The organism is Pseudomonadota bacterium (assembly GCA_039024915.1).
GTDB lineage: Bacteria > Pseudomonadota > Alphaproteobacteria > Rhizobiales > MH13 > MH13.
This window is the reverse complement of record JBCCPK010000004.1, coordinates 414,012-429,449: the sequence shown is the minus strand read 5'-3', so window position 1 is coordinate 429,449 and position 15,438 is coordinate 414,012. Positions and strand designations below refer to the sequence as shown.

The following is a 15,438-nucleotide window of genomic DNA, read 5'->3' as shown; positions in this document are numbered from 1 at the left end:
TGGCTTCATACAGGCCTGCCGCAACCGCCAGGAGCCATCATGGGAATGGATTTAAGCGATCTGATTGCGCCCAAAGGTGTCATCTCGTCGTTGAAAGCCACCTCGAAAAAACAAGCGCTGCAGATGCTTGCCGAACGGGCAGCGGACGTGACCGGTTTGCCTGAGCGGGAGATCTTCACGACTTTGCTTGAGCGAGAACGACTTGGCTCGACTGGCGTCGGTCACGGTGTGGCAATTCCGCATGGCAAGATTGCTGGCCTCGATCGGATCGTGGGGTTGTTTGCACGGACGCAAAAGCCGCTCGATTTTGAGGCGCTCGACGACCAGCCAGTCGACCTTCTGTTCCTCCTGCTTGCTCCGGAGGGCTCCGGCGCGGATCACCTGAAGGCACTGGCCCGCATAGCCAGGGTTTTGCGTGACGAAAGCAGGGCCGAAAGGATCAGGACGACAGATCATTCAAGCGGAATATACGCCGTCCTAACGAGCAGCGCACAGTCCGATGCTGCTTAACGGACATGCGTTTACGGCTTGACCAACCCTCGGTCTTCACCGCTCGTTAACCTTAAATTAGCCAGCGCACCCTAGTTCGGTATACTCTTCGCGGTAGTCTTTCATGGGTAGGATCGATGGCCAAAGCATCACGCAAATCAGCAGCCGCACGCCGCAAATCTCGTAGCCGCAATGCAGCTGCGCGCGCACCATCAGCGCAGGCGAAGCCGGACCTACAGGAGGTACCGAAAGACGCGGCCGCAGCAGCCTCCGGACAGGCGGTTGATTCTCAGGCCGAGAACAACGCGCCGAGCTCATCGGCGACCATTGAGCAGGAACCTGCACCCGCGGAGCGCAGTGCGCCGTCTACCCAGACAGATGCCCCGCAGCCAGAACATGCGCCGACACCCCAGCCGGCCGCGCAGGTAACGAACCTGCGGCGTACACTCGGATATGGTGAAGCGGTCCCTCTGTGCATAACCGCAACGCGCTCGAACCCGCGCTTTGCATTCGGATCGCTGGGCGGCCGCTATACGCTCCTTGGCTTCCTACCTCCGCGTGATGATGCCGCTTACGCGTCAATGATGGAACCGATGGGTCGTGCCCGAGGGATGTTTCATGCGGCACAACGGGTCATAGCGCTTGCAACCTCAGAAGCCGGCTCACTCAACGACCCCAACCTTATGCCGCTGGATGGCGCTTTGCTGGTGTTTCACGACGCCGAACGTGGCTTGCATGATACCTTTGGCGTAACAGGAGCCGATCGCGACGCTTCACCCCAGCACCTTCCCTATGGCTGGTTTCTCATTGACCCGGTCATGCGCATCATGGGCGTGTTTGCGCCGGACGCGACCGAGCAGGCCCTTAACATGCTCGAGGCGTTGCCGGATCCGATGAACCATGCGGGGTCGCCAACCCCCGCCCCGGTCATGATCGTACCGCGCGTTTTCGAACCTGGCTTCTGTCAGGCACTGCTGCAGTACTATGAGCAGCATGGCGGAAATCCCTCGGGCGTGACGCGTGAACGCAATGGCAAGACGCTGGTCGAGCTCGATAACTCAACGAAGAAACGCTTCGACTGCATGATCGAAGATGAAGAGCTGCGCAAAGCGGCGATGCATCGCATTTATTGGCGTCTGGCACCGCAGATTCAGAAAGCCTACCAGTTCAAAGTCACGCGCATGGAGCGCTACATCGTGTGTTGCTATGATGCCAATTCAGGCGGCTACTTCAAAGCTCACCGCGATAACACCACCAAAGGAACGGCGCATAGACGTTTTGCCGTTTCCATCAACCTGAACGCAGAGGACTTTGGCGGTGGTGGCGTGAGCTTCCCCGAATACTCGCGCGCTGTGTACAATCCACCCACCGGCGGCGCACTCGTCTTTTCATGTTCGTTGCTTCATGAGGCGTTACCGATCACGAATGGGCGTAGATTTGCGTTTCTACCCTTCCTTTATGACGACGAGGCGGCCGAAATTCGGCGGGCGAACAATGCCTTCCTCGACCAGAGCGTTGGAAACTACGCCGGCTGACGTTACGGTTGGGTCAAGTGCTTGCATTCGCAGCGTTGTAGGGTCGGTCTAGCCAAGGGCTGGCAAGTAACCGCCCAAGTTAATTTGCTCGATATTTCACCTTTGTTTACAGACCCTTCGTTACGGTGGGGCGGTTTGCAGTGTGAGTTGTTTGAGCCGTGCAGCCATCGAGCCGCCTTTCTGAGACCCGGATTCGCAATCGCTACACCACACGTTATCTGATAGCGTTGGGACTGATAGCGCTTACGATCGCACTCGGCGCCTTCCAACTTCACCGGATTTTGGAAATCAATCACCAGCAGTCGGAAATCCTCGAGGTTGCCGCTGCCCAGCGCACGCTATCTCAGCGGCTGGCACTTCTGACGCCACGTGTCATCGAAGCGCCAAACGCTTTCAGACAACAAAGAGCCGTGAACGACATGCGCGTCGCCGTCGAGCGGATGCGTGCTGGACATGCCTTCCTGACCACACCCAGACCGGACGGGACGATACCGGCTGAAGCGTCTCCAGAGTTGATCCACCATTACGCGCCGGCGGGCCGTGGCCTTGAGCCTATGGCGACAAGCTTCATCAACGCCTTCGACGCTTTTCTTGACGACCCTGAAGGGCAAGTTGACACGATCGAGTTCCATCGCGTGAACGCCGAATCCGGCTTCCTCATTTTGTTGGATCAAGCCGTTTCGCTGTATGGGGAAGTCGCCCGCAACAGAACATCCCATGCTTTGCGCGTGCATGGGTTTTGGGTCGTTCTCGCCCTTGTTCTGATGATGATCGAGATCATCGTGATCTTCAAACCTATGGCGCGCGATGCCGCCCGCTCTATGGTCAGCATGCAAGCGGCGCTCGATGACAGAACCTCGCTGCTCTCCCGCTCGATGAAAATTGCCAAGATGGGCCATTGGCGCGCAACCAACGCTCAGGCGGACCCGCTTTGGATGTCGCACGAGTTGCTTGAGATGTATGGGATGGACCGCGAGGAAGGTTACGTCCCGCTCTCCGTCATCCAGGCAGGTGACGTAGTTCCTGAACATACGCCGATCGAAACAAACACGCAGCACGTAGCGTTTTTGAAGACATGGGAAACCGGCGAGCCGACGGTCGCACGGTCGCAGTTCAAGAAGCCAAACGGCGAGATCATCGATATGATGGTCCACATGGCAGCCGAGCATGATGATGACGGTAACGTCGTCGCCGTGACCGGCGTGATTATCGATGCGACCGAAGAAGCCAATGCTGAGCGGGCACTGCGGGAAAGCTATGCGCTGATCGAACAGAAGACCGAAAGCCTTCGAGAAGCCCAGAGGCTTGGACGCTCGGGGACGTGGCGTCGGCCGCTGGACGAAGACCACCTCTATCTCGACAGTCGCGCCTACGACCTTCTCAAATTCGACCCAGAAACACTGACAACACGCCGCGCTGAGATGCGCAAACACTATATCGCCGACGGTTTCGACAAGCTTGTCCAGTTGCAGGACCACGTTCGGCAGACCGGCGAGAAGTCGGAGATTGACGTTCAGATGCGGCGTGGCGATGGCGTCATCATTGACGTACGTATTCGGATGACGCTGGAACGCGATAGTGATGGTCAACCGCGGGCGCTTTTCGGCACCATGCAGGACGTGACGACAGAAAAGGCAGCCGCGCGCGAGCTTGAACAGCTTGCCTACTATGACAACCTGACCGGACTTGCGAACCGGACGCTTTTCACCCGCGAGTTGAAACGTCTTTGCGAGACGGCCAGCGCAGGGGATGCGAAGGCCGCGCTCCTGCTGCTCGATCTCGACTATTTCACGGAGGTCAACGACTCCCTGGGGCATCTGGCTGGCGACCAACTTTTGGAAATCGTTGCGCACAGGCTGTCTGGCCTTGTCGAGAAAACGGATTTCGTTTCACGGCTTGGAGGGGATGAGTTCGCGATCATTCTCAGATCGCGGACCACGCGCGAGACGGTCGACGAGCTTTGTGAGAGCATCATTGATCACATCGCACGGTCGGCAACGCTTGGCAGCAGCGATGTGCAAACCCGCTGCAGTATCGGCATCGCGCTCGTCCCCGACCACTCAACCGAGCCCGATGAGCTGATGCGGTACGCCGATCTGGCACTGTACGCGGCGAAAGAAAACGGCCGCGGACGCTACAGCTATTTTGAAGCGGGCATGAGCGAAGCAATGGGTGTCCGTCTGTCGATGGCGAACGAAATCCGGCACGCTCTGGAAGATCAACGTTTTGAAGTTCACTACCAGCCGATCATCGACATCAGGAGCGGAGAAGTCACCGAGTACGAGACTCTGTTGCGTCTTCGCCGCGGGGACGGCAGCTACGTGCCGCCAGGCATGTTCATTCCCATTGCTGAGAGTTCGCACCTCATAGCCGATCTTGGCGCCTACGTTCTCAAGCAGGCGTGCCTTGATGCTCAAAGCTGGGTCAACGAGGGTTTGCGGCCACGCCGCGTGGCGGTCAATGTATCGGCAGCTCAAGTTTGGCACGGTGATCTTGAGCGCGTTATCGACAACGCCCTGGGTCAGAGTGGTCTCGATCCCAAACTGCTGTGCATCGAGTTGACCGAAAGCGTCTTCGCCGCTGATTGCATGGCGCGCCTTGAGGGCATTTTACGCCGGCTCGCGGAGCGCGGGATTTGCCTGGCTCTCGATGATTTCGGAACTGGCTATTCTTCGCTTAGCTACCTCAATCAGCTACCATTCCATAAGCTCAAGATCGACCGTACCTTCGTGCAGGATCTTCATCTGAGCGCAGATAAGCGCAAGTTGATGCGCGGCATCGTCAGCCTCGGTCGCGGACTTGATCTGCGCGTCGTTGCGGAGGGCGTCGAGATCGAAGACGAACTGAAGGTTGTTCGGTCGCTGGGCTGCGACTACGTCCAGGGTTGGTACTTTGCTAAGGCTCAGCCGGCGGAGCTGGCCCTCGCGGATGCCGCCCGGATCGAAGCATCGGCATTGGCGGCACGCCTGCCCCACGGCAAGCGCCAATCGTCCAGCGACGATGCGAGTGATCTCGTGTTGCAGGCCCTGATCAGCGCCGGCCGCTAGCCGAACGGCGCTGTGAGTTGAGCGCCACCGGCGGCCTTGCAGCCAGACCCGCAATGCCCTTAAGCCTCAGCCAAGCAACTCCCCGTGTGTGCCCTTCCGCACGTCGTTCAAGTGCTAAAGACGGCCCGATCCCGCATGCGCCAGACTTTCAAACTTGCAATCGTTGGCTTTGGGTTGGTTGGCCGACGCCACGCGGAGGCTATAGCGGTGGCCAGCAAGGCGACTCTTGCAGCGATCGTAGATCCTGATCCTGAAGCAGCAGGCGCCGCAATCGAGGCACAATGCCCGTACTACAGCGAGTTGGGCGCCCTGCTCGAAGCAAAGGCCGTCGATGGCGTTATACTCGCGACGCCAAACAAGCTTCATGTGTCGCAAGCGCTTGTGTGCGTTGACGCTGGTCTCCCGACGCTTGTTGAGAAACCCATCGCCACGTCTTCGGAAGATGCGAAGCGCCTCGTCGAGGCAAGTGCCGCAGCGGGCGTTCCAGTCATGGTTGGTCATCACCGGCGTCACAACCCCATAATTGCGACCGCGAAAGCAGCCATCTCGTCCGGACAAATCGGCGCGCTGCGAGCGGTTCACGCCCAATGCTGGCTGTGCAAACCTGACCACTACTTCGATGAGGCACCGTGGCGTACCAAGCCGGGCGCCGGCCCGATTGCGGTCAATCTCGTCCATGACATTGATCTACTGAGGTATCTTTGTGGGGAGATCGCAAGCGTGCGGGCCATCAGCCGGCCAGCAAGCCGCGGTTACGATAATGAGGACGTTGCAGGCGCACTGTTGGACTTTGCCAATGGCGCGGTTGGCACGGTGACCGTCTCCGATGCCATCGTCAGCCCATGGAGCTGGGAGCTCACCGCCGGCGAAAACCCCGCTTATCCTGCAACGTCACAGAGCTGCTACTTGCTTGGTGGCTCCCATGGTTCGCTATCGTTACCGGACCTCAGGATTTGGTCCAACGGCACCGCTCCGCGCGACTGGTGGTCCCCGATGAACAGCGCCTTCCTGCGAGCCGAAAACGCCGACCCGCTTGTCCGGCAGATCGATCATTTCGCGGAGGTTATCTCCGGCGCCTGCCAACCGATTGTCTCCGCAGAAGAAGGAAAGAAGAGCCTTGAGGTGATCGAAGCCCTACAACACGCGGCAAAGACCGGCGGCATGGTCAAGCTTTAAATAAGCCGGGCCAAACGAAGAAACTTGCACAACGTGCAATACAAACGGTTGCGTCGGCAGCAGCTTCGCGCGAACTTTACCCGTCCAAAAACAACAAGAACCCTTCCGGGAGGATACAATGAGTTTCACGATCACGCGCCGTGCTGCGCTAACCGCCGCGCTGGCCGTTTCTGTGTTTGCTGGCGGATCGCTGACCGCAGCTGCCCAGGACCGCATGACATTCACGCTCGCGACGGCGGGGTCGGAGACCGATCAGCGCTCGGTCGCAATGGCGGAAGTCTTCGCACCGATGGTGGCGGAATTCGCCGACTACCAGCCCGGCTACAACGCGACCCTCTTCGCGCAAGGAACCGAGCTGGAAGCGATCAGCCGCGGCAACCTGACAATGTCGATTGCTTCAGCTCAGGAACTCGCACAGTTCTTCCCCGAGTTTTCGATCTTCGCCACCGGTTACGTCCACCAGGATGCGGCGCATCAGGTGCGCGTGTTCAACGACCCGTTGATGGATCCGTTCAAGCAAACGGTGGAGGAGCAATTGGGTGTGAAGCTCCTTTCGGTGATGTACCTGGGCCGCCGCCATGTGAACCTGCGCCAGACGCGCGATGAACTGGATGTTCAAACGCCGGATGATTTGGCTGGCGTGAACCTGCGTATGCCCGGTACAGACGCCTGGCAGTTCCTGGGCTCGGCACTTGGCGCTTCGCCGACACCCATGGCCTTCACCGAGGTCTACACGGCGTTGTCCACCGGTGCCGTTGACGGCCAGGACAACCCGTTGCCCACAGTCGTTGATGCCAAGTTCTACGAGGTGACCAATCAGATCGCGCTCACATCGCACCTGGTTGACCTCAACTACATCGCATTCTCGCTTGAGACTTGGAACAGCCTGACCCCCGAGCAGCAAATCACCGTGCAACGCGCCTCTGATGCTGCAGCTGCGGTCGGACGCCTGCGGCAGCTTGATCTCGAGAACAGCCTTGCGGACCGCATACGCAGCGAAGGCGTGGAAATCTATACGCCTGATCTGGAGGCGTTCCGGACGCATGTGCAAGCCCAATATGTCGGCAGTGAATTCGCCGAAAGCTGGCCGGATGGTGTGCTCGAGCGTATCAACGCACTGGGCAACTAATCAGTACAGCGCAGTACGGATAAACGGTCCGCACCAGGCGTGATCCGGCACCTTTCCCTCTGGGTGACCCGCAGCACCGAATTCATCGCCGCCAGCCTTCTGGCGGCGATGTTTATCACGTTTCTTCTGCAAATTTTTTCCCGGTATGTCTTGCAAACGCCGTTCGGCTGGACCCTCGAACTGTGTCTGATCCTTTGGGTCTGGATTGTCTTTTTTGGCTGCGCCTTTCTCGTCCGCGAGAAGGACCATGTCACGTTCGACATCCTGTACCTCGCAACCCCGCGACGGGCCCAGCGGGTGCTAGCGCTGGTTTCGGCGGGGGCCATCGCGGTCGGCATGTTATGGGCGTTTTTGCCGACCTGGGATTACATCGATTTTCTCAAGATTCGCAGGACGTCGACCGTCCGTAATCCGCTGTCTGGCGACAAGATTCCGTTACGCACCATCTTCTCGGTCTATGCAGTGTTTATGCTCGTGATCGCTGCGCGATACGGTTGGCGGTTTGTCACTTTGCTACGCGACCCAAATCCAGCCAACCAAACCGATGATCCGCGTCCATGATAACGAGCGCTGCCAAGATGAGGAACCAGCCGGTTGAGCGTTGAGCTCGCCCTATGCCTGTTGGTGCTGTTTGGTCTGGCGGCCATCGGGACCCCCATAGGCTACTCGATCATGCTCGCCTCGCTGGTCTATCTCGCCTCCGGTGGGATGGATCTGGCGCTGACCGGCGAGAAAATCTTGCAGGGGCTCTACGGAAGCTTCGTCCTGCTCGCTGTTCCGCTGTTCATCGTTGCCGCCAACATCATGAATGCCGGAACAATATCCGAGCGGCTCCTCACCTTCTGCATCGCCGTCGTAGGCCGCTTCAGGGGCGGGCTCGGCCACGTTAACGTTGTGGCGTCCTTGATCTTTTCTGGCATGTCCGGCTCGGCGGTTGCAGACGCAGCAGGCATCGGCAAAATCATCATCCAGATGATGACAAAAGACGGTCGGTATTCCGGAGGCTATGCAGCCGCCATCACCGCCGCATCGGCCACCATCGGCCCGATCATCCCACCGTCGATCCCCATGGTGCTTTATGCACTTGTCTCCAACGCCTCCATCGGATCGCTGTTCCTCGCGGGCATTGTTCCCGGCCTCCTAATGGGGGGCTTGTTGATGGCGATGAACGCCATCATCGCGCGTCGCCGCGATTTCGCAATCGAAGAGCCGGTCCCATTGAGCGAGTTGCCGGCGATCACCGGTAGAGCGTTCCCTGCTCTGCTGATGCCCGTCATTCTGCTGTACGGAATCTACGGTGGCGTCACCACGCCGACCGAAGCTGCGGCAGTTGCCGCGCTTTATGCACTGGTCCTCGCCGGGCTGTTCTACCGAACCCTAAGTGTCAAGGCACTGTACAGCATCTTTGTCGAAAGCGCCCGCTCGTCGGCGGCCGTCGGGGTCGTCATCGGCGGCGCGCTCATCCTCAACTTTATCGTCGTCTCAGAGAACATACCCGGGGTGATGTCAGACTTCCTGACAGACATCGACATGCACCCGCTGGTGTTCCTGTTCCTCGTCAACATCCTGGTGTTGTTGCTTGGCTGCGTCCTTGATGCGACGACCATCATCCTTGTGATTGTGCCGCTGTTCATACCCGCCTGTAACGCGCTGGGGATTGATCTCGTCCACTTCGGCGTTCTGGTGGTGGTCAACTCAATGATCGGATTGATCACGCCACCCTATGGCATCCTTTTGTTTGTCATAAACGCGGTAACGGGCATCCCCTTACGCGCAATCATATCAGAGGTCTGGCTTTTCCTCGGCGTGCTGATGATCGCTTTGCTCGTACTGATCGTGTTCCCGGACCTCGTCCTGTTTTTGCCACGCTTATTCGGGTACGCCGGTTAGCGGAGACGCGTGTTTGACGCGGTTACTGGTCAGCCCCTGCCGAATGCTTCTCGAAGAGACGCCAATGCGTCTGCGAGTAGGACAAGGTCGACGCCGACTGCTGTGAAGAGCGAGCCAGCGTTCATGTAGGCCTTTGCCGAAGCGGGCTCCAACGCCATCACCCCGCCAGGAACGCCGATGGCTTTAAGGCGCTCAAAGCCCTTATTGATAGCATCGACCACATCGGGATGGCACATTTGACCCCGAATGCCCATGCTCGCGCTGAGATCGGCTGGGCCGAAAAAGACAGCATGGACTCCGTCGACAGAGGCGATCTCTTCAAGCGCATCCATCCCACTGACAGTCTCGACCTGAGCGATCAAGCACAACTCGTCTTGAGCAGTTTGAAAATAGTCTTCCACCTGGCCATACCGTGTGGCCCGGGTCATGCCAGCCATACCCCGGACGCCCGACGGCCCGTAGCGCATCGCTTGAACGATGGATCGGGCTTCACTGGCCGACTGGACGTACGGCACCATCAGAGTCTGTCCGCCCATATCGAGCAACCGCTTGATGAGCACTTCATCATGGCCAGCAGCGCGCACAACAGGAGCAACGCCCATGCTGCCTGCGATCGCCTGTAAGGCTGCCTGAACCTCCACGGTCTCAATGGCCGCATGTTCACAATCGACGAGCACCCAGTCAAAACCGGCACCGCCCAGCATCTCGGCGACCGTGTTACCGCCGATCGTGTTCCACAAGCCAAGCTGATGGTCGCCCGACGCGAGGGCGGACTTGAATAGATTTTTGGGAACTTGCATGCGTCAGGGGCTTTCGACGTTTTCGGATTACATGTTGGAGTGACTATGCGTGTCTCGACGGCGCTTGGCCACCATCGTTTCTGGTCGTCAGCCCGTTCAATGACACTGCGGAGCAGCTTTGAAGGACGCGCCTCATGAAGCAGCCAGATATCGTTGCGTTGGGCGAGCCGCTGGTCGAGATGGTGCGCACGTCCGGGGAACCGGGTGGACCGGCAACTTACTCAAGCGACGTTGGCGGTGATGCGCTCAATGCACTTGTCGCTGCTGCGCGCCAAGGCGCCAGTACCGGGCTAATCTCTTCCGTAGGCAACGATCCTTTTGGCAGCCAGATTCTAGCCTTCTGCCGGAATGAAGCGATCAGCACCGAAGCGGTCATGATCGCTGATCGCCATCCAACCGGCCTGTGTTTCATTCATCCTGACCCGAAGGACCGGCACTTCTTCTACGCGCGCCAAGGTTCCGCTGCGAGCCACTTCGGCCCCGAAAACCTGCCGGAACAAACGATCGCAAAGGCGAAGGTTTTACATGTAACTGGCGTCAGCCAAGCGATCAGCCAGTGCATGCGCGAGGCCGTGCGCCGTGCGGCAGAGGTTGCAAAGTCTCACCACACGCTTGTCTCCTACGATTTGAACATCCGCCCCAAACTGTGGTCGCTGGAAGACGCCAAAGCATGCGTTGATGGCTTTCTACCTCTCGCAGATATCGTCCTACCGTCGGACGATGAAGCGCAGCGGCTGTTGGGCACCTGTGATCCTGAGGCCATTCTCACTTTCTTTGGACGCTTCAATCCATTGGCCGTCATCCTCAAACGCGGAGCCGAGGGGGTCATTGTCCGAACGTCAGACGAAGACATCACCGTGCGCGCACCCAGCGTGGATGCGATTGATAGTTCGGGCGCGGGGGACAGCTTTGCCGGTGCTTGCCTCGCCTATTTCCTGGAGACAGGCAGCATAACAGAGGCTGCACGCTTGGCCGTTCACGTCGCCGCCGCAACGGTCACCGGCCACGGGGCGACGGGTGCCATTCCAACGCGCGAGATGATCGAGCCGCTCCAGCGATAACCGTTTTGCATGGAGGTTCCGTCCGCGCGCAATGCGAACACAATCATGTCTGTTCCCGGGTGCTCAGCGCTTGACGCCAACGCAGAGGCTTGCGGGATTCTTTTTGCAACGCTGGCAAATAAAACTGTCGTAAACGGCGGCCTAATCAAAGTCTTACCGCCAGATATTCGATAGTTTGGCTAATTTACGCTGGGTCATATTTGGGCCTATCTTGCCCGCCCGCCAAATCTGCTTCGGGAGTGAAAGATGATCCGCATTGATGTCGAACCTTCCAGTGGTGGCAGCTTTGTCAATTTTGCGACGTTTCTAGGTGACGCCATCCTGAACGTCGGCCTGCTGAACACAAATAACCCGACCTCGTTCTCGTTTACTTGGTTCGATGGCACAACAACCTTCGCTGCAAACGTAACCGGCACCGGTTTCACATACCAGCCCGTAACACCGACGCAATTCGAACTGACCGGTGGCGTCATTCAATCGGTTGAGGTGTTCGTCAATGGCGGCTTTCAAGGCACCATCAGTTCTATCAACCTGCTGGTCACAGACGCCGCAGCCCTTCAGGCTGCTGAGCGGAACGGCACCAACCTTCTTGCGATAGAGGAGTATCTGTCTCAACAGGACTGGGACTTCCGAGGTAACAACGTAGCCAACATCGCTGAAGAGGGCGATGCCTTCGGTGGCGATGGATACCCTTTCAACCCTGAAGGCAATGACATCTTCAATTTCGGCGATGGGGATGACCGTTTCTTTGGGGGAGATGGAAACGATCAAATCTTCGCTGGAAACGGCAACAACCAGTTGTGGGGCGGCAACGGCGAGGATGAGTTAACCGGCGGCAACGGGGTCGATAACTTCCGCGGCAATGATGACGACGACATCCTCAGGGGGCTGGGCGGTGATGATGAATTGCGCGGGAACGACGGAAACGATCAGCTTTTCGGCGGCGACGGTGAAGACTTCCTGCTCGGCGGCCTTGGAAACGATTTCCTCGATGGCGGTAACGGCAACGACAACCTGACAGGTGAGGAAGGCAACGACACTCTGATAGCTGACGACGCTGGCCCGAACCGTTTCGGCGACTTTCTGATGCCGGGAAGTGGAAACAATACCATCATCGCTTCGGCAGTTTTTCGGTTCGATGGCGGACGCGAAGGTCATGATCTCTCCTTCCAAGACATACAATCGGGCGTAACCGCGAGCACCGTGAGCGGCGTCGCGACTGCGGTCGGAATGAACACCACCTTCTCGGAAGTTCATTTCTTTCGCGGTGGAGGCTTCAACGACACGCTCACCGGCGGGAACCCGACCTTTGACAACTTCGAGGGTTTCACCGGCAATGCCGGCAACGACATAATCAACGGTGGTTCTGGTTTCGATGTCGTGCGCTACGACGGCGAAGATCGGTTCGGGTATTTCGATGCAAACGGCAACACCATCCGGGGCTTCCAAGGTGTAGTGGTCGATCTGCAGGCAGGAACCGCCACTGACAGCTACGGCGACACCGACACGCTGATCGACATCGAAGGCGTCGAAGGAACCGGCTTTGGGGATAACATTGCGGGAGACGCGGGCCCCAATCAACTTCGCGGTTCCGGCGGTAATGACACGCTGAGCGGTCGAGGTGGGGATGATGAACTAAGGGGAGAACAAGGTAACGACAGTCTCTTCGGCGGCAGCGGTCAAGACATACTCAGCGGTAACGACGGAAATGACTTTCTCAACGGTGGCGAGGGGAACGATGACTTAAGCGGTGGAAGTGGGAACGACACAATCATCGCCGACGATTCAGGCCCTAACCGCTTCGGCGATTTCATCATGCCGGGAAGCGGGAACAACACCATCATTGCGACACCCGTTTTTCGCCTTGATGGCGGACGCGATGGGCATGATCTGTCGTTTCAGGACATTCAGTCAGGTGTCACCGCAAGCACCGTGACTGGAGTCGCCACCGCCGTCGGTATGAACACAACCTTTTCGGAAGTGCACATTCTTCGCGGCAGTGGGTTCAACGACACGCTCACGGGCGGAAACACGGCTTTTGACAACTTTGAAGGCTTCAGTGGTGGCGCTGGCGACGACACACTGGACGGTGGATCAGGCTTTGATGTCGCGCGCTACGATTCCGAGGTGCTTTGGGGCTTCTTCGATCCCAACGGTGACCGCGTTTCAGGCTTTCAGGGCGTGGTGGTTGATCTGTTGGCCGGGACCGCAACCGACAGCTATGGCAACAGCGATACGCTGATCAGCATCGAAGGCGTTGATGGCACGCTGTTTGGGGACACGATCGACGGGGACGGCGGCTTCAACAGGCTTCGTGGACGTGAAGGCAACGACGTTTTAAGTGGACGAGGAGGCGACGACGAGCTTCGCGGCGAGGATGGCGACGACCAGCTTTTCGGCGGCGACGGTCGCGACAACCTCTTCGGAGGCGATGGGAACGACACGCTGGATGGCGGAAACGGAAGCGATGAGATCAACGGGGAGGCAGGCAACGACACCATCTTCGCCGACGATACGGGACCGGAGCGTTTCGGCGATTTTATCCTGCCCGGCCCTGGCAATAACACGATTATCGCAACCCCGGTTTTTGCGCTCGATGGCTTTCGCCTAGGCCATGACCTTTCGTTCCAGGACATCCAGTCAGGCGTTACCGCCAGCACGGTAACGGGCGTTGCGACGGCAACAGGAATGAATACGACTTTCTCGGAGGTTCACACGTTTCGGGGAAGCGGGTTCGACGATACCTTCACCGGGGGCAACACATTATTTGACGGCTTTGAGGGCTTCACCGGGGGTGCCGGCGACGACACGATAGATGGCGGCTCTGGTTTCGATGTCGTCCGCTATGATCCCGAGGTGTTGTTTGGCTTTTTCCCCACCAACAGCGCTCCCGTCCGTGGGACACAAGGCGTCATTGTCGATCTTTTGGCGGGAACTGCCACCGACAGCTATGGCGATACGGACACGCTGATCGACATTGAAGGCGTGGACGGCACGTCTTTCGGCGACACGGTTCAAGGCGACAATGGCCCCAACAGGCTGCGCGGACGTGAGGGTGACGACACGCTAACCGGCCTCGACGCGAACGACCGCTTGGAGGGAGAAGACGGCAACGACACGCTAAGCGGCGGTAATGGGAACGATACGGTTTCCGGTGGTGCGGGCGATGACGTCGCAGACGGCGGCAACGGCAACGACACGGTGAACGGCGGCGACGGTGCCGACACGCTGAACGGTGATGCTGGCAACGACACGCTCAATGGCAATGTCGGCAATGACACCCTTGATGGTGGCGAAGGCGATGACACGTTGCGCGGTCAGTCCGGTACCGATGGGTTGAGCGGCGGCAACGGCAATGACACCCTCGATGGCGGTGGCGGGACGGATATGCTTGACGGCGATGCGGGTGAGGACACGCTCAATGGCGGCGGTGGCCGCGATACGCTGAACGGTGGCGACGACAATGACCTGCTCATCGGCGGTGCGGGCAATGATACCCTCAATGGGGGTGATGGCGATGACCGGCTGTTTGGCGGCGCGGACTTCGACAATCTCAACGGCGAACTGGGCAACGACACCCTTGATGGCGGAGCCTCCAACGACATCCTCACCGGCGGTGGCGGCAATGACGCGCTCATCGGTGGCGACGGCAATGACAATCTCAATGGCGGCGGCGGCATCGATGTGCTGTCGGGCAATGCCGGCAATGATGTCATGGCGGGTGGGGCGGACAATGACACGCTGAACGGCGGTGGCGACAATGATCGCCTCTTTGGTGGGGCGGGCGACGACACCTCCCGCGGTCAGGCGGGCAATGACTTCATCTCGTCAGGGTCGGGCGATGACATGCTCGAAGGCGGGATCGGCGACGACTTCCTGTTCGGCGGCTTCGGCGAGGACACCCTGTTGGGAGAGGACGGCAACGACTTCATCCAGGCCGGTGCGAGCAATGATCAGCTATCGGGCGGTGCCGGTGACGACACGCTGCAGGGCCGCGAGGATGATGACACCCTTGATGGCGGGACGGGCACCGACACGCTGACGGGCGGCACGGGCGCCGACACGTTCATCTTCGCGCCAGCCTATGGCAATGACACCGTCACGGACTTCGAAGACGACATCGACCAGTTGGACCTGTCGGCCTTCAACTTCGCGAGCGTCAATGGTGCGCTATCCTTCGCCGCCGATGTTGCGGGCGACGTCGTCTTCACCTTCGGACCCAACAGTTTCACCATCGAGAACACCACACGCACGCAGCTGGCCGATGATATCTTGATTTGATGCTTAGGCGTACCCGGACCTGGGGTCGGC

General features: G+C 58.9%; 10 protein-coding genes. 9 read left to right on the top strand and 1 reads right to left on the bottom strand.

Annotation, left to right across the window (positions count from 1 at the left end; genetic code table 11):
• Positions 1 to 45 precede the first annotated feature (45 nt).
• From ptsN to AAF739_10460, 7 genes are all read left to right on the top strand, one after another.
• A complete protein-coding gene (gene ptsN, locus AAF739_10490; GenBank protein ID MEM6383092.1) occupies positions 46 to 510 on the top strand; it encodes a PTS IIA-like nitrogen regulatory protein PtsN in 465 nt (154 codons plus the stop codon).
• Between the two features lie 116 nt (positions 511 to 626).
• Positions 627 to 2,024, top strand: a complete 1,398-nt coding sequence (locus tag AAF739_10485; protein MEM6383091.1) for a 2OG-Fe(II) oxygenase — start codon at positions 627 to 629, stop codon at positions 2,022 to 2,024.
• A 158-nt stretch (positions 2,025 to 2,182) separates the two neighbouring features.
• On the top strand, positions 2,183 to 5,071 hold the full coding sequence (locus tag AAF739_10480) for an EAL domain-containing protein (protein ID MEM6383090.1): 2,889 nt from the start codon (positions 2,183 to 2,185) through the stop codon (positions 5,069 to 5,071).
• Between the two features lie 135 nt (positions 5,072 to 5,206).
• Positions 5,207 to 6,247, top strand: coding sequence for a Gfo/Idh/MocA family oxidoreductase (locus tag AAF739_10475; GenBank protein ID MEM6383089.1), 1,041 nt, complete (start codon positions 5,207 to 5,209; stop codon positions 6,245 to 6,247).
• 118 nt (positions 6,248 to 6,365) lie between these two features.
• On the top strand, positions 6,366 to 7,376 hold the full coding sequence (gene dctP, locus AAF739_10470; GenBank protein MEM6383088.1) for a TRAP transporter substrate-binding protein DctP: 1,011 nt from the start codon (positions 6,366 to 6,368) through the stop codon (positions 7,374 to 7,376).
• 39 nt (positions 7,377 to 7,415) lie between these two features.
• Positions 7,416 to 7,937: a TRAP transporter small permease gene (locus tag AAF739_10465; protein ID MEM6383087.1), complete on the top strand. Its 522-nt coding sequence runs from the start codon at positions 7,416 to 7,418 to the stop codon at positions 7,935 to 7,937.
• Positions 7,938 to 7,970: 33 nt separating this feature from the next.
• The gene (locus AAF739_10460) at positions 7,971 to 9,266 is read left to right on the top strand and encodes a TRAP transporter large permease (GenBank protein ID MEM6383086.1); all 1,296 of its coding nucleotides are present in this window, start codon (positions 7,971 to 7,973) and stop codon (positions 9,264 to 9,266) included.
• Positions 9,267 to 9,295: 29 nt separating this feature from the next.
• Here the strand turns inward: AAF739_10460 and AAF739_10455 are convergent, their stop codons facing one another.
• Positions 9,296 to 10,066, bottom strand: a complete 771-nt coding sequence (locus AAF739_10455; GenBank protein ID MEM6383085.1) for an aldolase/citrate lyase family protein — start codon at positions 10,064 to 10,066, stop codon at positions 9,296 to 9,298.
• Between the two features lie 134 nt (positions 10,067 to 10,200).
• Here AAF739_10455 and AAF739_10450 point away from each other — a divergent pair, with 134 nt between their 5' ends.
• Positions 10,201 to 11,127: a sugar kinase gene (locus AAF739_10450; GenBank protein MEM6383084.1), complete on the top strand. Its 927-nt coding sequence runs from the start codon at positions 10,201 to 10,203 to the stop codon at positions 11,125 to 11,127.
• A gap of 246 nt (positions 11,128 to 11,373) precedes the next feature.
• Positions 11,374 to 15,408: a hypothetical protein gene (locus AAF739_10445; protein ID MEM6383083.1), complete on the top strand. Its 4,035-nt coding sequence runs from the start codon at positions 11,374 to 11,376 to the stop codon at positions 15,406 to 15,408.
• Positions 15,409 to 15,438: the final 30 nt, after the last annotated feature.

What these genes read in the sequence shown, in the direction of transcription:
- ptsN (MEM6383092.1), top strand. Translation starts at nt 46, where the DNA reads ATGGATTTAAGCGATCTGATTGCGCCCAAAGGTGTCATCTCGTCGTTG.
- AAF739_10485 (MEM6383091.1), top strand. Translation starts at nt 627, where the DNA reads ATGGCCAAAGCATCACGCAAATCAGCAGCCGCACGCCGCAAATCTCGT.
- AAF739_10475 (MEM6383089.1), top strand. Translation starts at nt 5,207, where the DNA reads ATGCGCCAGACTTTCAAACTTGCAATCGTTGGCTTTGGGTTGGTTGGC.
- dctP (MEM6383088.1), top strand. Translation starts at nt 6,366, where the DNA reads ATGAGTTTCACGATCACGCGCCGTGCTGCGCTAACCGCCGCGCTGGCC.
- AAF739_10455 (MEM6383085.1), bottom strand. Translation starts at nt 10,066, where the DNA reads ATGCAAGTTCCCAAAAATCTATTCAAGTCCGCCCTCGCGTCGGGCGAC.
- AAF739_10450 (MEM6383084.1), top strand. Translation starts at nt 10,201, where the DNA reads ATGAAGCAGCCAGATATCGTTGCGTTGGGCGAGCCGCTGGTCGAGATG.
- AAF739_10445 (MEM6383083.1), top strand. Translation starts at nt 11,374, where the DNA reads ATGATCCGCATTGATGTCGAACCTTCCAGTGGTGGCAGCTTTGTCAAT.